This is a genomic window from Arthrobacter sp. Y3221157, assembly GCF_059089865.1.
The window spans coordinates 1-20,625 of record NZ_JBNHFD010000072.1; the positions used below are offsets into that span (position 1 = coordinate 1).

The 20,625-nt window shown below is 66.7% G+C and carries 20 protein-coding genes and 1 pseudogene; 4 read left to right on the plus strand and 17 right to left on the minus strand.

All coding sequences use genetic code 11. From position 1 onward, the window contains the following. From AC5RTT_RS15565 to glnA, 4 genes are all read right to left on the minus strand, one after another. Positions 1–319: GNAT family protein (locus AC5RTT_RS15565; RefSeq protein ID WP_494145967.1), on the minus strand; the 319-nt coding region annotated here is incomplete at its 3' end. Then, a complete protein-coding gene (locus AC5RTT_RS15570) occupies positions 316–756 on the minus strand; it encodes a VOC family protein (RefSeq protein WP_494011930.1) in 441 nt (146 codons plus the stop codon). The genes AC5RTT_RS15565 and AC5RTT_RS15570, both read right to left, overlap by 4 nt. Positions 757–807: 51 nt before the next feature. Continuing rightward, on the minus strand, positions 808–3,819 hold the full coding sequence (locus AC5RTT_RS15575; protein WP_494145960.1) for a bifunctional [glutamine synthetase] adenylyltransferase/[glutamine synthetase]-adenylyl-L-tyrosine phosphorylase: 3,012 nt from the start codon (positions 3,817–3,819) through the stop codon (positions 808–810). A gap of 9 nt (positions 3,820–3,828) precedes the next feature. Continuing rightward, positions 3,829–5,169: a type I glutamate--ammonia ligase gene (gene glnA / locus AC5RTT_RS15580; RefSeq protein ID WP_494011932.1), complete on the minus strand. Its 1,341-nt coding sequence runs from the start codon at positions 5,167–5,169 to the stop codon at positions 3,829–3,831. A gap of 282 nt (positions 5,170–5,451) precedes the next feature. Between glnA and panB the strand changes: the two genes are divergently transcribed. After that, positions 5,452–6,348, plus strand: a complete 897-nt coding sequence (panB, locus tag AC5RTT_RS15585; protein WP_494145961.1) for a 3-methyl-2-oxobutanoate hydroxymethyltransferase — start codon at positions 5,452–5,454, stop codon at positions 6,346–6,348. Positions 6,349–6,400: 52 nt separating this feature from the next. On the opposite strand, the gene AC5RTT_RS15590 is transcribed toward panB, so the two are convergent. Next, a complete protein-coding gene (locus AC5RTT_RS15590; RefSeq protein WP_494145962.1) occupies positions 6,401–6,565 on the minus strand; it encodes an SPOR domain-containing protein in 165 nt (54 codons plus the stop codon). Positions 6,566–6,686: 121 nt separating this feature from the next. Between AC5RTT_RS15590 and map the strand changes: the two genes are divergently transcribed. Together map and ppgK are read left to right on the plus strand one after the other, a co-directional pair. Next, entirely contained in the window at positions 6,687–7,565 is an 879-nt protein-coding gene (map, locus tag AC5RTT_RS15595) for a type I methionyl aminopeptidase (RefSeq protein WP_494011935.1), read from the plus strand. A 130-nt stretch (positions 7,566–7,695) separates the two neighbouring features. Further along, positions 7,696–8,499: a polyphosphate--glucose phosphotransferase gene (gene ppgK, locus AC5RTT_RS15600; RefSeq protein ID WP_494011936.1), complete on the plus strand. Its 804-nt coding sequence runs from the start codon at positions 7,696–7,698 to the stop codon at positions 8,497–8,499. A 115-nt stretch (positions 8,500–8,614) separates the two neighbouring features. Here ppgK and nrdR read toward each other — a convergent pair whose 3' ends face one another. From nrdR to AC5RTT_RS15615, 3 genes are all read right to left on the minus strand, one after another. Next, on the minus strand, positions 8,615–9,121 hold the full coding sequence (nrdR, locus tag AC5RTT_RS15605) for a transcriptional regulator NrdR (protein ID WP_494011937.1): 507 nt from the start codon (positions 9,119–9,121) through the stop codon (positions 8,615–8,617). A 131-nt stretch (positions 9,122–9,252) separates the two neighbouring features. Then, positions 9,253–10,623: a histidinol dehydrogenase gene (gene hisD, locus AC5RTT_RS15610; RefSeq protein WP_494145963.1), complete on the minus strand. Its 1,371-nt coding sequence runs from the start codon at positions 10,621–10,623 to the stop codon at positions 9,253–9,255. Positions 10,624–10,683: 60 nt separating this feature from the next. Continuing rightward, on the minus strand, positions 10,684–11,220 hold the full coding sequence (locus tag AC5RTT_RS15615; protein WP_494011939.1) for a hypothetical protein: 537 nt from the start codon (positions 11,218–11,220) through the stop codon (positions 10,684–10,686). 124 nt (positions 11,221–11,344) lie between these two features. On the opposite strand from AC5RTT_RS15615, the gene AC5RTT_RS15620 reads away from it, so the two are divergent. Next, positions 11,345–11,845: a flavin reductase family protein gene (locus AC5RTT_RS15620; RefSeq protein WP_494011940.1), complete on the plus strand. Its 501-nt coding sequence runs from the start codon at positions 11,345–11,347 to the stop codon at positions 11,843–11,845. 63 nt (positions 11,846–11,908) lie between these two features. Here AC5RTT_RS15620 and dnaE read toward each other — a convergent pair whose 3' ends face one another. The 9 genes and pseudogenes from dnaE to AC5RTT_RS15665 form a co-directional block, all read right to left on the minus strand. Beyond that, positions 11,909–15,466 carry a DNA polymerase III subunit alpha gene (dnaE, locus tag AC5RTT_RS15625; RefSeq protein ID WP_494145964.1) on the minus strand — a complete coding sequence of 1,186 codons (3,558 nt, stop codon included), beginning with the start codon at positions 15,464–15,466 and terminating at the stop codon, positions 11,909–11,911. A gap of 36 nt (positions 15,467–15,502) precedes the next feature. Beyond that, positions 15,503–16,429, minus strand: a complete 927-nt coding sequence (locus AC5RTT_RS15630; RefSeq protein ID WP_494011942.1) for an RluA family pseudouridine synthase — start codon at positions 16,427–16,429, stop codon at positions 15,503–15,505. Next, on the minus strand, positions 16,422–16,994 hold the full coding sequence (gene lspA / locus AC5RTT_RS15635; protein ID WP_494053472.1) for a signal peptidase II: 573 nt from the start codon (positions 16,992–16,994) through the stop codon (positions 16,422–16,424). Before lspA ends, AC5RTT_RS15630 begins: the two co-directional genes overlap by 8 nt. A 91-nt stretch (positions 16,995–17,085) precedes the next feature. Then, the gene (locus tag AC5RTT_RS15640; RefSeq protein ID WP_494053473.1) at positions 17,086–17,778 is read right to left on the minus strand and encodes a DivIVA domain-containing protein; all 693 of its coding nucleotides are present in this window, start codon (positions 17,776–17,778) and stop codon (positions 17,086–17,088) included. 172 nt (positions 17,779–17,950) lie between these two features. Then, positions 17,951–18,238, minus strand: coding sequence for a YggT family protein (locus tag AC5RTT_RS15645; RefSeq protein WP_009359117.1), 288 nt, complete (start codon positions 18,236–18,238; stop codon positions 17,951–17,953). 121 nt (positions 18,239–18,359) lie between these two features. After that, entirely contained in the window at positions 18,360–18,890 is a 531-nt protein-coding gene (locus tag AC5RTT_RS15650) for a cell division protein SepF (protein WP_009359118.1), read from the minus strand. A gap of 90 nt (positions 18,891–18,980) precedes the next feature. After that, a complete protein-coding gene (locus AC5RTT_RS15655) occupies positions 18,981–19,718 on the minus strand; it encodes a YggS family pyridoxal phosphate-dependent enzyme (protein WP_494145965.1) in 738 nt (245 codons plus the stop codon). Further along, complete coding sequence (locus tag AC5RTT_RS15660; RefSeq protein WP_494145966.1) at positions 19,711–20,400, minus strand: purine nucleoside phosphorylase YfiH/LACC1 family protein; 690 nt, start codon at positions 20,398–20,400, stop codon at positions 19,711–19,713. Before AC5RTT_RS15660 ends, AC5RTT_RS15655 begins: the two co-directional genes overlap by 8 nt. 8 nt (positions 20,401–20,408) lie before the next feature. Beyond that, a pseudogene (locus AC5RTT_RS15665) lies at positions 20,409–20,625 on the minus strand (cell division protein FtsZ); the annotation flags it as partial.

The window sequence follows — 20,625 nt, forward strand, 5'->3', positions numbered from 1 at the left end:
GGCCGATCCCGCGACCCTGCAGCCGCCGGTCCACCAGGAAGCCCCGCAGGAGCCATGCACTGTCATCGTCCGGCCAGCCGGCCAGGCGTGCCGCCCCACGCTGCAACGTGAGTACTCCCGCAGCGCGCCCGTCCAACTCAATGACGTAGGGGCGCCGCGATTCCTCGGCCAGGCCGGCCAGGGCCATCCTCAGGGGATCGCCCACGAAGCGTTCCTGGCCCGGGCTGAGCTCCAGCTGCGCTACCTCATTGAGCTGGATGGCCTGGGCGTCGGCATCGAGGTCCCGCAGCGGGATGAGCCAGACGCCTTCGCCGTTCAGGACTGGACGGTGCCGGAGGTGCTGCCGGCAGCAGGGTCGGCCATTCCGGCAGGATCCATCCAAAAGACCTCCCAAAGGTGCCCGTCGGGATCCTGGAAGCTGTGGTTGTACATAAAGCCCAGGTCCCGGGGATCCTCGGACAACGTGCCGCCGGCAGCAAGGGCGGCACTTACCGCCTGATCAACGGCCTCCCGGCTGTCCACGCTGTAGGACATGATGGCTTCCGCCGCCCCCGCAGTGCCGGCGACGTCCTTGGATGTAAAGGTCCGGAAGTAGTCCTCCACCAGGAGCATCACGCAGGCATTGTCGTTGACGATCATGCACGTGGCATTCTCGTCCGTGTAGTCCGGGTTGAAGGAAAAGCCAAGGGCGGAGAAGAAATCGACGGAGCGCTGGAGGTCTTTGACGGGCAGGTTCAGGAAGAGTTGGGTAGCCATGGGCCAAAGGTAGCACCGGGCCGGGACAAAGGGACAGCAGCCGGAAAACGGCTATTGCCCGTAAAACACGCGTTCGAACACGGCGCGGGCGCGGCGGCTGACGCGCAGGTAGTCCTCTTCCAGCGCGGCCGCATGGCCCGGTTCGTAGCCGCACCACCGCGCCACGGCCTCAAGGTCACGGCGCGACGACGGCAGGAGGTCGGATGCCTTGCCGCTCCAGATGACATTTGCGGACCTGATCCGGCTGGCCAGCCGCCAGGCCTGGGCCAGGAGGTCCGCGTCCTCACGGCCGAGGAGTTCCAGCCGGGCAGCGGCTTCCAGGGCTTCCACCGTGGAGGTGGTGCGCAGCTCGGGGTGCTTGCCCGCGTGCTGCAGCTGCAGCAGCTGGACCAGCCATTCGACGTCGCTGAGGCCGCCGCGGCCGAGTTTGAGGTGCCGGGCGGGATCGGCCCCGCGGGGAAGGCGTTCGGATTCCACCCGTGCCTTGATCCTGCGGATCTCCCGGACGTCCTGGTCGGACACCTCGTCGGGGTAGCGGATGGGGTCGATCAGCGCCAAAAAGTCCGCTGCCAGGTTGTCGTCGCCCGCCATGGGACGTGCCCGCAGAAGTGCCTGGGCCTCCCAGATGAGCGACCAGCGGCGGTAGTACTCGGCGAATGAGTCCAGGGACCGCACCATGGCCCCGCTCTTCCCCTCCGGGCGGAGGTCGGCGTCCATCTGGAGCACCCGCTCAGCCATGATGGCGGGCTTCACGGGCTGGGTCAGCAGGCTTGAGACCTTGGTGACGATGCGGGCAGCCTGTTCCTGTGCCTCCGCCTCCGCGTAGCCCGGGATCGCCCGGTGCACGTACATCACGTCGGCGTCCGAACCGTACCCGATCTCGCGGCCGCCCTGGCGGCCCATCGCCACAACCAGCACGGCCGTCTTCAAGGGCCCGCCGGCGGAGACGATGCCCTCGGCCACACGGAGGGCGCCCAGGACTGCCGCCCTGTCAGTGTCGGCCAGCGCGTTGCCCACCTGGTCCTGATCCAGCAGCCCGGCGGAATCGGCGACGGCGATCCGCAGGATCTCCCGCCGCCGGATGAGCCTGATGAGGCGCATGGCACTTCCGGGATCGGCGTGCCGCGACATTTTGGAGGTGATTTCCTGCCACTGCGCCTTGAACGGCACCGGCACCAGGTCCTTGTCCTGGCCGAGCCAGGCAACCGACTCAGGCGAAACTTCCAGCAGGTCCGCGATCAGCCGTGAGTTCGAGAGCATGTGGCAGAGGCGCTCGGCAGCGGCATTGGAGTCCCGAAGCATGCCGAGGTACCAGTGCGTGGTGCCCAGGGCCTCGCTGACCCTCCGGAAGGCGAGCAGGCCGGCGTCGGGGTCCACTCCTTCCGCGAGCCAGTCGAGGAGGATTGGAAGCAGCTGCTTCTGCAGTGCCGCCCGCCGGCTGACTCCAGCCGTCAAAGCCTCGATATGCCGCATGGCGCCCTGCGGGTCCCGGTAGCCGAGGGCAGCAAGCCGTCCCTGGGCAGCTTCCGGGGTCAGCCTGGCATCTTCGCTGCTGAGCCTGGCGGCGCTATTCAGCAGGGGCCGGTAGAAGATCCGCTCATGCAGTTCCCGCACGGAGCGCTTGGTCTTCTGCCAGGCGGCCAGCAGCGCGTCGGGATGCGGCCGCTCATTCGCGAACGGGCCCAGGACGGCTTTGGCCAACGCCCGCAGCGCTGGCTCGGCAACGGGCATGAGGTGGGTCCGGCGCAGCTGGAACAGCTGGATCCGGTGCTCCAGCAGCCTCAGGTACCGGTAGGCGTTGTCGAAGGCGGCGGCGTCGGACCTGCCGATGTAGCCGCCTGCGGACAGGGCCGCAATCGCGGAGGTGGTGTCCCGGCGTCGCAGGGTTTCATCCGCCTTGCCGTGGACAAGCTGCAGCAGCTGGACGGTGAACTCGACGTCCCGCAGTCCGCCGCGGCCCAGTTTGATCTGCCGCTGTTCCTCCGCCGCCGGAATGTGCTCGGTGACCCGGCGCCGCATGGCCTGGACAGATTCCACGAAGCCGTCCCTGCCCGCCGAACTCCAGATCAGCGGTGCCACGGCGTCCTCGTACCGCCGCCCCAGTTCGGCATCCCCGGCGATGGTCCGGGCCTTCAGGAGCGCCTGGAACTCCCAGCTCTCCGCCCAGCGCGCGTAATAGGTCTCATGGGAGGCCAGCGTGCGCACCAGGGGTCCCGACTTGCCCTCGGGCCGCAGGTTGGCGTCCACCTCCCAAAGGCCGGGTTCCCGCGCCACCGAGGAGATGGCGCGGGAGATGCCGCTGGCCAGCGCCGTGCCGATGGTGTTGGCCCGGGCGTCCTCCAGGCCTCCGCCATCCACCACGTAGATGACGTCGACGTCGGAGATGTAGTTCAGCTCGCGCGCCCCGCATTTGCCCATGCCGATCACGGCCAGCCCGACCTCCGACACGTCAGGGGCGCCGTACTGTTCGGCGGCCTCGGCCCGGGAAACTGCCAGTGCGGCCTCGATGGCGGCACCGGCAAGGTCTGCGAGTTCCCCGCCCACCGAGGGCAGGAAGTCGAGGGGGTCTGCCGCGCACAGGTCCTTGACGGCAAGGTCCACCACTCCCCTGCGGTAGGCGGTGCGCAGGGCTGCGTAGGCATCCGGCCCGGTTGCTGCGGCAATTGGCCGCGCTGCCCGCGGGTCTGCCCCTACGGACTGCAGCAGGGTTGCGCGCAGCTTCTCCGGGTCTCCCGGCAACGGTTCGGGACTGGCCCGGACATTGAAGGCTTCGAGATGCTCGGGATGCCGGATGAGGAACTCGCCCAGCGCCTCGGATGCGCCCAGCACCCGGTACAGCGGCTCGCTGGTGTCTGGCTCGGCACCAGCCAGCTCCCGGAGGTCCGGATGCTTTTCGATCAGCCGGACCAGGGACTGCAGGGCGGTGTCCGGGCTGGCCGCCATTTGCAGTCCGGCGAACAGCGTGTCCTGGTCCAGGCCCTCGAGTTCCCGGGCAGCCAGGAACCGTTCGCCTTTGTCCAGGTCGCTGAAACCGGCCGCGATCAGGCGGCGTGCCAGGCTCACGCCCGCCGCCTAGAGGATGCCGAGGTTGCGCTGCAGTTCGTAGGGCGTGACCTGCAGCCGGTAGTCCTGCCACTCCGCGCGCTTGTTGCGCAGGAAGTGCTCGAACACCTGCTCGCCCAGGATCTGCGGCATCAGCTCGGAATCCTCCATCGAGCGGATAGCGTCGTGCAGGCTGGCCGGCAGGGGGTCGTGACCCATGGCGCGGCGTTCTGCCGAGCTCAGCGACCAGACGTCGTCCTCGGCGGCCGCCGGAAGGTCGTAGCCTTCCTCAATGCCCTTCAACCCGGCACCGAGCAGCACCGCGTATGCCAGGTAAGGGTTCGCGGCCGAGTCGATGCCGCGGTACTCGATCCGGGCGGACTGGCCCTTGCCCGGCTTGTACAGCGGAACGCGGACCAGGGCAGAGCGGTTGTTGTGGCCCCAGCTCAGGTAGCTGGGAGCCTCGCCGCCGCCCCAGAGGCGCTTGTACGAGTTCACGAACTGGTTGGTCACGGCGGTGAATTCCGGAGCGTGCTTTAGGATGCCGGCGATGAACTGGCGGGCGGTCTTGGACAGCTGGAATTCCGCGCCGGCCTCGTAGAACGCGTTGGTGTCCCCTTCGAACAGGGAGAAGTGCGTGTGCATGCCGGAGCCCGGGTGCGTCGTGAACGGCTTCGGCATGAAGGTGGCGTAGGTGCCCTGCTGCAGGGCCACTTCCTTGATGACCGTGCGGAAGGTCATGATGTTGTCCGCGGTCTGCAGCGCATCCGCGTAGCGGAGGTCGATTTCGTTCTGTCCGGGTCCGCCTTCGTGGTGGCTGAACTCCACGGAAATGCCGACAGATTCCAGCATGGTCACCGCAGTGCGGCGGAAGTCCTGGGCGACGCCGCCCGGGACGTGGTCGAAGTAGCCGCCCTCGTCAACAGGCACCGGCGCTCCGTCCGGGCCGAGCTCCTGCGACTTGAGCAGGTAGAACTCGATTTCCGGGTGGGTGTAGCAGGTGAAGCCCATGTCGGCGGCCTTGGCGAGCGTCCGCTTCAGGACGTTGCGCGGATCAGCCGCGGAGGGTTCGCCGTCGGGGGTAAGGATGTCGCAGAACATGCGCGATGTCTGCTCCGTCTCGCCGCGCCACGGCAGGATCTGGAACGTTGACGGGTCAGGCTGTGCCAGCATGTCCGATTCGAAGACACGGGCAAGGCCCTCGATGGCCGAGCCGTCGAAGCCCAGCCCTTCCTCGAAGGCGCCTTCGACCTCGGCCGGCGCCAGGGCAACAGACTTGAGCGAACCTACGACGTCGGTGAACCACAGGCGCACGAAACGTACGTCGCGCTCTTCGATTGTGCGCAGGACAAACTCTTGCTGGCGGTCCATGATGGCCTCTTCTCCGGTCAACGTCCATGCTCCGGGGTCCGCGGTGATTGGGGGAAGCCGGCAGCAGTTCACAAACACTGTACTAAGCATTCGGCGCCAATGCTGGCGTCTGCGCCGCGCGTAACACAGCGTTAACACCCGGCGGCATCCCGGAGAGGGCCGCCGTCGGGCTTTGCCCGGTCGGGCAACATATGTGGGCGCCCGGCGCATATGACCCTTATCACCCCGCACGCGGCCCAGGCCCTGTAGCTAGGACGGCAGGTACCGCACTACGCTCATGCCATGGCCTCAAGCAACAGCTCGAACTCCAGCGCGTCCGCCGAAGTCCCCGCACCCTATGGCAACGGGCCTGCGCAGGCACCGGCACCCGGCCCGGCAGCCAAGCCCGGCAAGGTACGCATCCACCACCTGCAGCAGGCCAAGCGCGACGGCACCAAATTCGCCATGCTGACCGCTTACGAGCAGTACACGGCCGAAATCTTCGACGCCGCCGGCATCGAGGTCCTCCTGGTGGGCGACTCGGCGTCCAACAACGTGTTCGGCAACGAGACCAGCCTTCCCGTCACGGTGGACGAACTGCTTCCGCTGTGCCGCGCCGTCGCCAGGTCCGCCAAGCGGGCACTGGTGGTGGCAGACCTGCCGTTCGGCAGTTACGAGGTTTCCGCGGAGCAGGCCGTGGCCGCCGGGGTCCGGTTCCTGAAGGAAGGCCTGGCGCACGCCGTCAAGATCGAGGGCGGCCAGTACTACGCCTCCACCGTCCGGGCCATGGTGCAGGCGGGCATCCCCGTCATGGCCCACATCGGCTTCACTCCGCAGAGCGAGCACGCCCTGGGCGGGTACCGGGTACAGGGCCGGGGCGACGACGCCCAGCGCCTGATCGATGACGCCGTGGCCCTTGCCGATGCCGGCGCATTCTGCGTGCTCATGGAGATGGTGCCGGCCCAGACGGCGGCTGCCGTGGATGCAGCGGTCAGCGTCCCCACCGTGGGCATCGGCGCAGGCAAGGAAACCACCGGCCAGGTCCTCGTCTGGCAGGACATGGCCGGCCTGCGGGGCGGCCGAATGGCCAAGTTCGTCAAGCAGTACGCCGACCTGCGCAGTACGCTCCTCGATGCCGCTACGGCCTATGGCGATGACGTGCGGTCCGGGCAGTTCCCCGGCCCGGAGCACTCTTTCTGACCAGGACTGCTCCCCCCAGGACGCGCCGCGGGCCAGGCAATACCGCTTGCCGTCAGTCGTCGTCGTCCTTTTCCCACGCCTCGTTGCGGGCCCGGACCTTCTCAAGGGCGTGCTCGGCCTCTTCGCGTGTCTGGTAGGGCCCGATCAGCTGGCTCCAGTCAGAGAGTCGGTCCTCTTCCACCTCATGGGTCCTGATGTTGTACCAGTACTCAGTCATCGTTGCTCCCGTTCCGGCAGGCAGGGAAGCTGCGGCGTGACCCGCGTAACACAAATGCATACGCGCGCCCCGCACGGCTCCCGGTTGTTAGGCGTTCTGTGGTGCCTTATATGATCAATCTATGCCTTCCCTTGCCTCCACTGCACCCATCGGCACCCTCACCCCCGGTACCGTAGGCCCGCAGCGTTCCGTCCCGGCGTCCATCCCCCGTCCGGAGTATGTCGGCAGGCCCGCCCCCGCCAAATTCACGGGGTCCGAGGTGAAGTCAGCCGAAACGATCGAGAAGATCCGCATCGCCGGAAAAATCGCCGCGCAGGCCATCGTAGAAGTGGGAAAGCACATCCAGCCCGGCGTGACCACGGACCAGCTGGACAAGGTGGGCCACGAGTTCCTCCTGGACCACAATGCCTACCCCTCCACCCTCGGCTACCGGGGATTTCCGAAGTCGCTGTGCTCCTCGCTGAATGAGGTCATCTGCCACGGCATCCCGGACAGCACTGTGGTCCAGGACGGCGATATCCTCAACATCGACATCACGGCCTACATCAACGGCGTCCACGGCGACACCAACTACACCTTCCTGGTGGGCGATGTGGACGAGGAATCCCGCCTGCTGGTGGAACGCACACAGGAGTCGCTGAACCGGGCCATTAAGGCCGTAGCCCCCGGCCGTGAGATCAACGTCATCGGCAGGGCCATCCAGTCCTACGCCAAGCGGTTCGGCTATGGGGTGGTCCGCGATTTCACCGGCCACGGCGTAGGGGAAGCATTCCACACCGGACTGATCATCCCGCATTACGACGCAGCCCCGGCCTACAGCACCGTCATCGAGGCCGGCATGGTGTTCACCATCGAGCCGATGCTCACGCTGGGCACCGTGGAGTGGGACATGTGGGCGGACGACTGGACCGTGGTCACCAAGGATCGCAAGCGCACCGCCCAGTTCGAGCACACGCTGCTGGTGACCGAATCCGGTGCCGAGATCCTCACCCTGCCCTGAGTGCCGCACGCATCCTGGCGCGCTCACACCCCTGATGAACTGAACCACCGGCCCCTGGCCGGATATCCTTTCCGGGGCCGGCCACCGGCCGCCCTTCCCTGCCCGCACCTGCCACGAACGGAACCCCACTTTGGCCAAGAAGGACGAGAAGTCGCACAAGAACGCCCCGCTGATCGGCATCGACATCGGAGGCACGGGAATCAAGGGCGGCATTGTCGACCTCAAGAAGGGCAAGCTGGTAGGTGATCGGTTCCGGGTTCCCACCCCTCAGCCCGCCACTCCCGAGTCCGTGACGGAAGCCGTGGCCCTGGTGGTGGCTGAACTTTCGGCCCGCCCCGAGGCGCCCGCCGCCGGTTCCCCGGTCGGCGTCACCTTCCCGGGCATCATCCAGCACGGGGTGGTGCACTCAGCGGCCAACGTCGACAAGAGCTGGCTGGAGACAGACATCGACGCCATGCTCACTGCGCGCCTAAACCGGCCCGTCGAGGTCATTAACGACGCCGACGCGGCAGGCCTCGCAGAGGCCCGTTACGGTGCCGGCGCGGGCGTGGGCGGTACCGTCCTGGTGATCACCCTCGGTACGGGCATCGGCTCAGCCTTCATCTTCGACGGCAAGCTCGTCCCCAATGCCGAACTGGGCCACCTGGAAATCGACGGCTTCGACGCCGAAACGAAAGCATCCGCGGTGGCGCGTGAACGGGACGGCCTGACCTGGGACGAGTACAGCGTGCTCCTGCAGCGTTACTTCTCCCACGTGGAGTTCCTGTTCTCCCCCGAACTGTTCATCGTTGGCGGCGGCATCTCCAAGCGCGCGGACGAGTACCTGCCCAAGCTGAAACTGCGCACCCCCATTGTTCCCGCAGTCCTGCGGAACGAGGCAGGCATCGTGGGCGCCGCCATCGAGATCGCACTGAAGCACAAGCTGGCAAAGTAGTCCGGGAACGGACGACGCTTAAAGACAGGACGTCCCCTTCCGGTACCGGAAGGGGACGTCCTGTCTTATGTGCCGGTGGCGGCTGCGGCTTCCCCTCCGCTGCGGCCACCGGAGATTAGAGGGGGCTTTTCTCCGTGCCCTTGGCGTTTTTCGCCGGCGCGCCCTTGGCATCCTGCTCCGCCTCGTGGCGCAGCAGGGAGATGGCCGTTTCGAAATCCTCGAGGGATTCGAAGGCCTGGTAGACGCTGGCGAACCGGAGGTACGCCACCTTGTCCAGCTTCTGCAGCGGCCCCAGGATAATCAGGCCAACCTCGTGTGCGTCGATTTCCGCGGCGCCGGACGCGCGGATCTGCTCCTCCACTTCCTGGGCAAGCAGCGCGAGGTCATCCTCACTGACGGGCCGGCCCTGGCAGGCCTTGCGCACGCCGTTGATCACCTTGCTGCGGCTGAAGGGCTCGCCCACGCCGGAGCGCTTGATGACGGAGAGGCTGGTGGTTTCCACCGTGGTGAACCGGCGGCCGCACTCGGGGCACTGCCGGCGCCGCCGGATGGCCGAGCCGTCATCCGCCATGCGGCTGTCCACCACGCGGGAGTCAGGGTTGCGGCAGAACGGACAGTACATGGTGTCCCTCCCTCGCATTGTCCCGCTGCCGGGATATCCCAAATGAGCGCGCGGAAGATCCGCGCTGTAGCGCCTTCCAGTTTACGGGCATATGTAGCGTAATGACAAGCCTGTAATTACTAGATGTAGTGCTAGTCCTCCGGAAACCGCGCGGTGACGGCGTCGCCGTGAGCCGGAAGATCCTCCGCGCGGGAGAGATTCACGATGTGGCCGCTGACTTCCTTGAGCGCCTCACGGCTGTAGTTGACCACCTGGATGGCGCGCAGGAACGTGGTCACGTTGAGCCCGGACGAGAAGGCGGCCGTGCCGCTGGTGGGAAGCACGTGGTTGGAGCCCGCGCAGTAGTCTCCCAGGCTGACCGGGCTGTAGTCCCCCACGAAGATGGCGCCGGCGTTCCGGATCCGGGCGGCGACAGCAGACGCGTCGCGAGTCATGATCTCCAGGTGTTCGGCGGCGTAGGCGTCGCAGGCGGCAATGCCCTGGTCGAGGCCGTCCACCAGGACGACGCCGGACTGCGGCCCCGAGAGCGCCTCGCGCACCCGGTCCAAGTGCTTGGTGGCGGCAGCCTGCCGGTCGAGTTCAGCCCGGACTGCGGAGGCAAGGTCCTCCGAATCGGTGATGAGAACCGAGGCTGCCTGGGGGTCGTGTTCGGCCTGGCTGATCAGGTCCGCGGCGACGAGCGCGGGCTGGGCCGAGGCATCGGCCAGGATGGCGATCTCCGTGGTGCCGGCCTCGGAGTCGATACCGACCACGCCCTTGACCAGGCGCTTGGCGGTGGCCACGAAGATGTTGCCCGGACCCGTCACCACATCCACGGGCTCGAGGGCAGGACCGGCAGGCGTTTCCGCCACGCCGTAGGCGAAGGCGGCGATGGCCTGCGCCCCGCCGATCGCGTACACCTCGGTGATGCCGAGCAGCGCTGCCGCAGCAAGGATGGTGGGGTGGGGCAGGCCGCCGAATTCCTTCTGCGGGGGTGAAGCGAGGGCAATGGACTCCACCCCGGCGGCAAGAGCCGGGACCACGTTCATGATCACCGAGGACGGGTACACGGCGAGGCCGCCAGGCACATACAGCCCCACCCGCGCCACCGGCACCCAGTTCTGGCTGACCACGGCGCCGTCCCCCAGTTCCACGTCAACGTTGCGCGGGCGCTGCCCGTCCGCGAACCTGCGTGCGCGGCTGATGGATTCCTCAAGGGCCGCACGCACCGCCGGGTCCAGCTGTTCCAGTGCGCCCGCGAGGACGTCTTGCGGAACCAGGGGGTGCTCCTGGGTCACGCCATCGAAGCGGAGCGCCAACTCGCCGAGGGCCGCGAAGCCGCGGCGCCGGACGGCAGCAATGATGTCCAGGACTCTTTCTTCGGCGTCGGCAACAGTCTGGCCCTTGGCCCGCGGCACCGCTGCGCGCAGGCCAGCGAGGGTGAGGCTTTGTCCCCGCACATCAATGGTGCGAAAGTTCACGGCGGCAGTCGCGGGGGCGGGAAACTCCGAAGAAATGGTCACCGCACCATTTTACGGGCCGGAGCGGGTGCCCCTGCCAACGGCCCGCTGCTGTGGCTGCCGTCATGGTGCGGTACGGCCCGGGGCGGGACCGGCCGCGTCGGCGCCGCTGCCTGGCTTCTTTCCCAGCAAATCCTGCAGTTCCAGCACGAAGACGGAGATCGCCGCAGCCGCCGGCCACAGCAGCAGCACCGGCAGAGCCCGGAGCGAGAAGGCGATGCTCGCGTTGGCGGATGCATCCACCGCCGGTCCCCAAAGGCTGGCGGACAACACGCCTGCCTGCCATGCCAGGATGCTGCCCGCAATGGCGCCGCCGAGCCCCAGCAGCAGTGCCGCCTGCGGGTTGGCGCGTTTCTTGTCCGCCAGGAAGACGCCCAGCACGCAGCCGGCAACAACCAGGATGGCGGCAAGGGTCAGGTCGCGCGGCAGCCAGACTGCCGGGTTGGTCCCCGCTGCGAGGCCGAAATCCCTGGTGATCAGGTTCAGGCCGCCGGGAGCGAGCAGCCACCACAGGATGCCCGCCGGAACACCCGCCGCCGCCGGAACCACCAGAAGGGCCCACGGCAGCCGCGAGGAAGTACGGCGGGAAAGTTTGACCATGCAACAAACCTTAACAAACGTTCCGGCGGCGCAACGCGCTGACCCGCTCCGACAGGCGATTCCCCCGTGGAGCCTGCGGACAATACGCTTGGAGGGAAGCACCCATCCATGTCAGGAGTTTTCGGTGGCCGACAACAGCGCGCCCTTCGAGCAGACGTTCCGGGAGCTGTTCCGGCGCCATGCCGCGGGGGTTGCCATCATCACGGTGAACTACCAGGACGAGCCTTACGGGTTCACTGCAACGTCGGTGGCGTCGCTGTCAGCCAAACCGCCGCGGTTCACATTCAACATGGCCCGCAGCTCCAGGTCCTGGCCGGCCGTGGCCAACACGCAGTACCTGGGCGTCCACATGCTGGGGCTGGAGAACCAGGAACTGGCCGCTCGCTTTGCCCGCCCGGGCAACCGCTTCGAAGGCAACCACTGGGAGATCGGGCCGCACGGCGTGCCCATCCTGAAGGACGTTGCCGGCTGGCTCGTCGGCGAGGTACAGATGCGGCTCTCCTTCGAGAACAACGCAGTGGTGGTGGTCCAGGTGATTGACGGCCAGGTGGGCGGCGAAGGGTCGCCCCTGCTGTACCACGGCGGCGCCTACGGGCAGCCCATGCCCCTGGACTACGAGATCTGACGCTTCCCGCCGCGAACCGCGGACGACGGCGGAACGTGCAGCCCGTCGTCGTCCGCGGCTTTGTCAGGCGTCCAGGCAGGCCGGACCGAGCAGCACTTTGAGGTCGCCGAACAGGGACGGGCTGGGGTTCACCCGGAGGTGCACGGGCAGGGCCATGACCTCCGTGCGGGTATCGCCCTGCAGGTGCAGGCGGACCTCGGAGTTGCCCCGGTGGGTGCGCAGCACGTCGCCCAGCTCAGTGACTACGGCCTCCGTGGCCTTGTGCGTGGGCATGGTGATCACCAGGGGACCGTTCATGCCCTCGCTCAGGTCCGGGACGGAAAGCTCCATGCAGTTCAGCGTCACCGCGCCGTCGTCCCGCTTCTGCAGGCGGCCCTTGACCACCACGATCAGGTCCTCGGCCAGCACCGACGCGATGGGACCGTAGACCTGGCCGAAGAACATCACTTCCATGGAACCGCCCAGGTCCTCAACCTCCGCCCGGGCGTAGGCGTTGCCGCTGGCCTTGGCAATCCGGCGGCTCAGGGACGTGATCATTCCGGCGATGGTGATGATGGCGCCGTCCTGCGGCCCGTCCTCCCCCAGCACCGACGTGATGCTCATCTCCGCGTGCTGGCTGAGGAGGCCTTCCAGGCCCTGCAGCGGGTGGTCCGAAACGTACAGGCCCAGCATGTCCCGTTCGAAGGACAGCTTGTCCTTCTTCTCCCACTCCGGCAGGTCCGGGATCTCGATGCTGAGGGACGACTCCGACTCCGCCTCCCCGATCCCGGCAAAGAGGTCGAACTGGCCTATTGCCTCGTTCCGCTTCAGGGTGATGACCGAATCAATGGCCTCTTCATGGACCATGGCCAGGGCGCGGCGGGTGTGCCCCAGAGAATCGAAGGCACCTGACTTGATCAGCGATTCGATGGTGCGCTTGTTGCAGACCACCGCCGGAACCTTCATCAGGTAATCCTTGAAGGACGTGTAGGCGCCCTCGCTTTCGCGGGCCGCCACCATGGCCTCCACCGCGTTGACGCCGACGTTCCGGATGGCCCCCATCCCGAAGCGGATGTCGTTGCCCACCGGGGTGAAGTTCAGGGCGGATTCGTTGACGTCCGGCGGAAGCACGGTGATGCCCATGCGCCGGCATTCGTTGAGGTAGATGGCCGACTTGTCCTTGTCGTCACCCACGGAGGTCAGCAGGGCGGCCATGTACTCCGGCGCATAGTGCGCCTTGAGGTACGCGGTCCAGTAGGAGATCACGCCGTAAGCGGCCGAGTGGGCCTTGTTGAAGGCGTAGTCGGAGAACGGCAGCAGGATGTCCCACAGGGTCTTGACGGCCTCCATGGAGTAGCCGTTGTCCTGCATGCCCTGGGAGAAGCCGGCGAACTGCTTGTCCAGTTCGGACTTCTTCTTCTTGCCCATGGCGCGGCGCAGGATGTCTGCCTGGCCCAGCGAGTACCCCGCCAGCTTCTGCGCTACCGCCATGACCTGCTCCTGGTACACGATCAGGCCGAACGTCCCGCCGAGGATCTCCCTGAGCGGCTCCTCCAGTTCAGGGTGGATGGGGACCACTTCCTGGACGCCGTTCTTGCGGAGCGCGTAGTCCGTGTGGGCGTTGGCGCCCATGGGGCCGGGCCGGTACAGGGCCAGCACGGCGGAGATGTCTTCGAAGTTGTCAGGCTTCATGAGCTTGAGCAGGGACCGCATGGGGCCGCCGTCGAGCTGGAACACGCCCAGCGTGTCGCCGCGGGCCAGCAGCTCGTAGGAGGCGGCGTCGTCCAGCTCGAGGTTTTCGAGGTCCAGGTCGATACCGCGGTTCATCTTGATGTTCTCGAGGGCGTCGGAAATGATCGTCAGGTTCCGCAGGCCCAGGAAGTCCATCTTGATCAGGCCCAGTCCCTCGGACGTGGGGTAATCGAACTGGGTGATCACCTGCCCGTCCTGGAACCGGCGCATAATCGGGATGACGTCGATGATCGGATCCGAGGACATGATCACGCCGGCGGCGTGGACGCCCCACTGGCGCTTCAGCCCTTCAATGCCGAGCGCGGTTTCGAACACCTTGGCGGCCTCGGGATCCGTGGCGATGAGCTGGCGGAAGTCCCCTGCCTCGCTGTAGCGCTTCGCTTCCGGGTTCTGGATGTCGGCGAGCGGAATGTCCTTCGCCATGACGGCGGGCGGCAGCGCCTTGGTGAGCTGTTCGCCCATGCTGAAGGGGTAGCCCAGGACGCGGGAGGAGTCCTTGAGCGCCTGCTTGGTTTTGATGGTGCCGTAGGTGACGATCATCGCTACGCGCTCGTCGCCGTATTTGCGCGTGACGTAGTCGATGACCTCGGGCCGCCGCCGGTCATCGAAGTCGACGTCGAAGTCGGGCATGGAGACACGGTCGGGGTTGAGGAAGCGTTCGAAGATCAGGCCGTGCCGCAGGGGGTCGAGGTCGGTGATGCGCATGGCGTAGGCCACCATGGAGCCGGCGCCGGAACCACGGCCAGGACCCACCCGGATGCCGTTGTTCTTGGCCCAGTTGATGAAGTCCGCCACCACCAGGAAGTAGCCCGGGAAGCCCATGGAGGTGATGACGCCCAGCTCGTAGTCGGCCTGCTTGCGGACCTCGTCCGGCACGCCCTTCGGGTAACGGTACTGCAGGCCCTTGTCCACTTCCTTGACCAGCCAGGAGGTCTCGTCCTCGCCGGGCGGGCAGGGGAACCGGGGCATGTAGTTGGCGTCCGTGTTGAAGGACACCTCGCAGCGCTCGGCGATCAGGAGGGTGTTGTCGCAGGCTTCGGGGTGGTCGCGGAAGAGTTCGCGCATCTCCTGCGGGGACTTCAGGTAGTAGCCGCTGCCGGAGAAGGCGAAGCGCGAACCCCCGTTGTCGTAGGTGGGCTCGAGCAGGGTGGAACCCGACTGGATGGCCAGCAGCGCCTCGTGGGCCTTGGCGTCGTGTTCATGGGTGTAGTGGAGGTCGTTGGTGGCCACCAGGGGCAGGTTGAGTTCCTTGGCAAGCCGAAGCAGGTCGCCGGTGACGCGGCGTTCGATGTCCAGGCCGTGGTCCATCAGTTCGCAGAAGTAGTTTTCCGCGCCGAAGATGTCCCGGAACTCGGCGGCCGCCTCCAGCGCTTCGCGGTACTGGCCCAGCCGGAGCCTGGTCTGCACTTCCCCGGACGGGCAGCCGGTAGTGGCGATGAGGCCCTCGGAGTAGGTGTTGAGGAGCTCGCGGTCCAGGCGCGGCCACTTGCCGAAGACCGAGTCAAGCGAGGCGATGGACGAGGCACGGAAGAGGTTCCGCATGCCCACGTTGTTGTAGCTCAGCAGGGTCATGTGGGTGTAGGAGCCACCGCCGGAGACGTCGTCCTTGCGCTGCGACTCGTCCCCCCAGCGGACACGCTCCTTGTCCGTGCGCGCGGTGCCGGGAGTCACATAGGCTTCGACGCCGATGATCGGTTTGATGCCCTTGGCCTGGGCCTTCTGCCAGAAGTCGAAGGCGCCGAACAGGTACCCGTGGTCGGTGGTGGCCAGCGCGGGCATGCCCAGGCGTTCGGTTTCATCGAACAGCTCTTCCAGGCGGGCTGCTCCATCCAGCATGGAATATTCGGTGTGGGTGTGCAGGTGGACAAACGAATCATTGCTGGAAGTCACCGCACTATTCTAAGCGTTGGCCCCCGGCCGCCCGCGTCAGGCCCGCCCGGACCCCAGGACCTCAAGGGCATACGCGAGGTCCTGCGGGTAGTCGCTGGTGACCCGGATCCGCTCCCCCGTGGCGGGGTGGTCGAACGCAAGTTCGCGTGCGTGCAGCCACTGCCGGGTCAGGCCCAGGGTGGCGGCGAGCCGGGGATCGGCGCCGTACGTCAGGTCCCCGGCGCAGGGGTGCCGGAGCGCGGAAAAGTGGACGCGGATCTGGTGGGTCCGGCCCGTCTCAAGGTGGACTTCCACCAGGCTGGCCTTGCCGAACGCCTCGATCACCTCGTAGTGCGTGACGGACTCCCGGCCGTCCTCGATCACGGCGAACCGCCAGTCGTGGCCGGGGTGCCGGCCGATGGGTGCATCGATGGTGCCGGTCAGGGGGTCGGGCAGGCCCTGCACCACGGCGTGGTACACCTTGTCCACGGTCCGCTCCTTGAAGGCGCGCTTCAAGGCCGTGTAGGCCCGTTCGGTCTTGGCCACCACCATGACGCCGGATGTTCCGACGTCGAGCCGGTGCACGATGCCGGCCCTTTCAGGCGAGCCGGAGGTGGAGATACGGTATCCGGCGCCTGCGAGGCCGCCCACTACAGTGGGTCCCACCCAACCCGGCGACGGGTGCGCGGCAACGCCCACGGGTTTATCGACGACGACGAAATCGTCGTCGTCCAGCAGGATCTTCAGGCCTTCCACAACTTCCTCCACGACTTCGAGCGGGTCCCGCCGTTCCGGCATGCTGACGTCCAGGACGTCCCCCGCAGCCAGCTTTGCCGATTTGCCCAGGGCCTTGCCCCGGCTCACCACGTGGCCCTCCGCTATCAGGGTCGCCGCCATGGAGCGGGAGACGCCCAGGATTCCGGCCAGCCCGGCGTCGGCCCGGGAGCCGGCGAATTCCTCGGCAACGACATACCGCTCAGGCATCGCCGGACTTTTCCTTGCGCTCCGGGGCAAGCCGGGTGCCGTCCAGTGCGACCCCGCGCAGGGTCAGGATGCAGATGATGGCGACGGCGGATACAACGGCGGAATCGGCGATGTTGAAGATGGCGAAGTTGGGAAGCTGGATGAAGTCGACCACGTGCCCCATGCCGAAGGACGGCTCCCGGAACAGCCGGTCGGTAAGGTTGCCCAGCGCTCCGCCCAGGAGCAGGCCCAGGGCAAGGGCCCACCATTTTGAGCCCAACTTCCGGATCTGGAGGACGATGGCGATGGCGACAACGGCCATGATGATGGAGAACACCCAGGTGACGTTTTCGCCGATGGAGAACGCGGCGCCCGAGTTGCGGATGAAGTACCAGTGCAGCAGCGGGGGGAAGACCGGGATCCGTTCCCCTTCCACCATGGTGGAGGTGACCCACAGCTTGGTCAGCTGGTCCAGGACATAGGCAAAGACTGCGAACCCGGCGAAGAGGGAGAGCAGCACGGCCCGGCGGGGGCGCGGTGAGGGCGGGACAGGGCGTGCAGCGTCTGCAGCGAGTTCGTCAGTCATGGTGCTTTCATTCGTAAAACAGCTGTCAATGCCGAAAGCCGGCGGCCGAGGAATCCTCAGCCACCGGCTTTCAGAATACGTGCTTGACGGACTAGTTGGCTTCGCTTACTTCCGGCGTAGCCACTGAGCCGCGGGCATCGAGGTCGCGGAGCTGGCCTTCGATGTAGGCCTTCAGGCGTGAGCGGTAATCGCGCTCGAAGCCGCGGAGCTGCTCCACCTTGCGTTCCAGGACGGACCGCTGCTGCTCGAGGGCGCCAAGGATCTTGCGGGACTTTTCCTGGGCGTCGTTGACGAGGCTGCTGGCTTCGATCTGCGCCTCGGCGATGATCTTGTCCTTCTGCGCCTGGCCGTCAGCAACGTGGCGGTCGTGCATCTGCTGCGCCATGGCCAGCAGGCCTGCGGCGGATTCGGCGGCCGGCGTGGCGACGGCGGCCTGGCTGGCAGGAGCGGGTGCGGCAGCAACCGGAGCGGGAGCCTGCGCCTCCTTCTTCTTGGCCGCTTCGGCGGCCTTGGCTTCAGCCTCGGCCTTTTCGCGTGCTTCGTCCTTGTCGGACTTGACGGGCGCGGGGACCTTCTCCACTACGGGTGCGGCGGCGGCGCTGGCAGGAACGCTGGAACCGGCTTCGGCAAGCTTCTTGCGGAGCTCGTCGTTCTCCTGGTTCAGGCGGCGGAGCTCCACGACAATCTCGTCCAGGAAGTCGTCAACTTCATCCTGGTCGTAGCCCTCACGGAACTTGGTCGGCTGAAAGCGCTTATTGACAACGTCTTCTGGCGTCAAAGCCATCTGGTCACCTCACTGGTCTGGTTAGTCAGTAGGCCTTCCGGCCGTCAAAACTACGGTACCTAAATTTGGTCTGCTTACTCTAATTCAACACTGCAGTGTCAAACGCGAGTTTCTACGCTTCACAGTAACTGTTCCCGCGGGTCCAGGCTGCGCTGCTGGTCTATCCGGTAAATCAGGCGAGTCCCCGGGTGATTCCCATGGCAATGCTTACGGCAATGAAGAGGATCAGGAAACCCAGGTCCAGCGAGATGCCGCCCAGGCGAAGGGGCGGAATCAGCCGGCGCAGGACCTTCAGGGGCGGATCGGTGATGGTGTACACGGCGTGCGCGGCCACCAGGGCGGCCCCGCGCGGCCTCCACTCCCGGGCAAACATCTGGACCCAGTCGTACACCAGGCGGATGATGAGGGCCACAAAAAACAGCAGGAGCGCGAGATAGACAAGTCCGAAAACAATTCCCATGACTTAATTCATATCTCCATGTCCATTGTGGGTACGGCAGTCTGTTGCCGATGCTTCCCGTCTATTTCAGCACAGATGCCAGACAGGTGTCCCTGCCTGGCATCCGGATCCTGCCTTATGGTCAGCTCTGGTTGAAGAAGCTGGCTGTGTTGTCGCTTGCCTTCTTGTCGTCGCCGATGACTTCGACATACGACGGCGACAGCAGGAAAACCTTGTTGGTCACCCGTTCAATGCTCCCCCGCAGCCCGAATACGAGTCCTGCGGAGAAGTCCACCAGGCGCTTCGCGTCCGCTTCGCCCATATCGGTGACGTTCATGATCACCGGAATGCCGTCCCGGAAGCTCTCGCCGATGAGTTTGGCGTCATTGTAGGAGCGCGGGTGGATGGTGGTGATCTGGCGCAGGCCGCCGGTCTCTTCGCGGCTCGAAGCCGCTCGCTTGATGGGGGTCACTGGGGCGCGGTATTCCTCTTCAGGGGTGTAGGACGCTTCGCGGCTGACCTCGCGGACGGGTGCGGGTGCACGGCGCTCCTCGCGGTCAACTTCCATCGTTTCGTCCTCATCCTTACGTGCGGTCTGTTGCTCGGACTCGTAATGCTCGTCGCCGTCGGCGAGCCCAAGATAGATCATTGTCTTGCGCAGAGCGCCGGCCATGGTCGACTCCTATTCGTGTCCCGTACGCGGGTCGTCCAATGACTTGACAGCATTGGGGTCCCCCGCCCATCACTTCCAACAGGACCGACGCTACCCCACTGCGGGACGTGATCCGAGAATATCGGAACCGATCCGCAGGTGTGTCGCCCCGAACTTGACCGCTGCCTCCAGGTCCTGGCTCATGCCGGCCGAGATGCCCGTGGCCGCCGGGTGCTCCGCCACCAGGTGCGCCGAGACGCCGGCGAGCTTTTCGAAGGCCGGCTCGGGCGCGGCACCGAGCGGGGCCACCGCCATCACGCCTGCCAGGCGCAGGCCGTCGGCCGCCGCGATCTGTTCGGCCAGCCGGGGCACGTCGGCGGGGGCGGCACCGCCGCGGTGTGCCCCGGCGTCGTCCTCGAGGCTGACCTGGATGAAGCATTCCAGTGGCGCCCTGCCTGCGCTTGCCTGTGCTGCCGAAACGGCCTTCGCCAGCGCCTCCACCAGCTGGGGCCGGTCCACGGAGTGCACCGCGGCGGCGTAGCGGGCAACCGACTTTGCTTTCTTGGTCTGGAGCTGGCCTACGAAGTGCCACATCAGCCCGCAGTCCGCCAGTTCCGCGGCCTTGGCGGCGGCCTCCTGGTCCCTGTTTTCGCCGACGTCCGTCACGCCCAGCCCAGCGAGCCGGCGGATGTCCCCGGCGGGGTGGAACTTGGTGACCACGATCAGCGTGGGCAGGCGGTCCTCGCGGCCTGCGGCTGCTGCGGCTGCTTCGATGCGCCGCCGGACCACGGCGAGCCTCCCGGCAAGTTCGGCAGTGCGGGAATCCCTTGCATCCGGCACGTCAGTCATGGCACCACACCAGACCCGCGAACCTGCCTGTTTCCCTGTTGCGCCGGTAGGAGAAGAGTGACTCTGTCTCCAACGTGCATGCTCCGGTGTACGCCACCTCCACGCCTGCGCGTTCAAGCTGGCTCCGCGCGCCGGCCGGCAGGTCCAGTCCGGGTGTGCCCCAGGACGTGGTGCTGCGGGCGGCGGGCACTTCCGCCGCCACCTCGTCCTGGAGCACGGCGGGAACCTCGTAGCAGCGTCCGCAGATTGATGGACCCAGCCAGGCGCGGATGGCGCCCGCGCCCAGGGACTTCATGCTCTCCACCGCTGCCGGGATGACCCCGTTGGCGATTCCCGGGCGCCCTGCGTGGACGGCAGCGAGGACCGGACCATCCGCGGATTCGGCCGCAAGGAGCACGGGGATGCAGTCTGCCACCATCACGGCAAGAGGCACTCCGCGGGAGACCATGGCGTCAGCCTCGGGCGTTGCGGTGTCCGGCTGCATGACGGCCACCGCCGTGCCGTGGACCTGGTTCATGAACCGCAGTCCGGCCGGCGCCACGCCCATGGTCCGTTCAAGCTCGGCACGCCGCCGCTGCACCCGGGCAGGATCATCACCGACATGCAGCGCGAGGTTGCCGGCGTCCGTATTCGTGAATGCGGCCGACACCCCGGGCAGGATGTCGGCGCGCCAATGGAACAAGCCGGGGCCTACTTCAGGAAGTCGGGGACATCCAGGTCATCCGGGTGGTTACCGGTAAGGTCCGGCTCCACCACGGAAGGAAGGTCGACGTCGAACCCGGAGTCTGCAGGGACGGCGGAAGGACGCTGCTGGCCCCAGCTGCTGAGCCCTGCGGCACCAACACCGGCGTGGACCGGCTGGGCGCTGGCCTGGTGGTGGCCGGTCGACGGAGCCTGGGCCGGCGCC

Excerpts from the sequence above, each read along its gene's own strand:
- AC5RTT_RS15655 (WP_494145965.1), bottom strand. The coding sequence starts at position 19,718 with ATGACTGACGTGCCGGATGCAAGGGATTCCCGCACTGCCGAACTTGCC.
- AC5RTT_RS15630 (WP_494011942.1), bottom strand. The coding sequence starts at position 16,429 with ATGCCTGAGCGGTATGTCGTTGCCGAGGAATTCGCCGGCTCCCGGGCC.
- AC5RTT_RS15590 (WP_494145962.1), bottom strand. The coding sequence starts at position 6,565 with ATGACTGAGTACTGGTACAACATCAGGACCCATGAGGTGGAAGAGGAC.
- glnA (WP_494011932.1), bottom strand. The coding sequence starts at position 5,169 with ATGGACCGCCAGCAAGAGTTTGTCCTGCGCACAATCGAAGAGCGCGAC.
- map (WP_494011935.1), top strand. The coding sequence starts at position 6,687 with ATGCCTTCCCTTGCCTCCACTGCACCCATCGGCACCCTCACCCCCGGT.
- AC5RTT_RS15645 (WP_009359117.1), bottom strand. The coding sequence starts at position 18,238 with ATGGGAATTGTTTTCGGACTTGTCTATCTCGCGCTCCTGCTGTTTTTT.
- nrdR (WP_494011937.1), bottom strand. The coding sequence starts at position 9,121 with ATGTACTGTCCGTTCTGCCGCAACCCTGACTCCCGCGTGGTGGACAGC.
- AC5RTT_RS15650 (WP_009359118.1), bottom strand. The coding sequence starts at position 18,890 with ATGGCCGGCGCTCTGCGCAAGACAATGATCTATCTTGGGCTCGCCGAC.
- lspA (WP_494053472.1), bottom strand. The coding sequence starts at position 16,994 with ATGACTGACGAACTCGCTGCAGACGCTGCACGCCCTGTCCCGCCCTCA.
- AC5RTT_RS15640 (WP_494053473.1), bottom strand. The coding sequence starts at position 17,778 with ATGGCTTTGACGCCAGAAGACGTTGTCAATAAGCGCTTTCAGCCGACC.
- AC5RTT_RS15570 (WP_494011930.1), bottom strand. The coding sequence starts at position 756 with ATGGCTACCCAACTCTTCCTGAACCTGCCCGTCAAAGACCTCCAGCGC.
- AC5RTT_RS15615 (WP_494011939.1), bottom strand. The coding sequence starts at position 11,220 with ATGGTCAAACTTTCCCGCCGTACTTCCTCGCGGCTGCCGTGGGCCCTT.
- panB (WP_494145961.1), top strand. The coding sequence starts at position 5,452 with ATGGCCTCAAGCAACAGCTCGAACTCCAGCGCGTCCGCCGAAGTCCCC.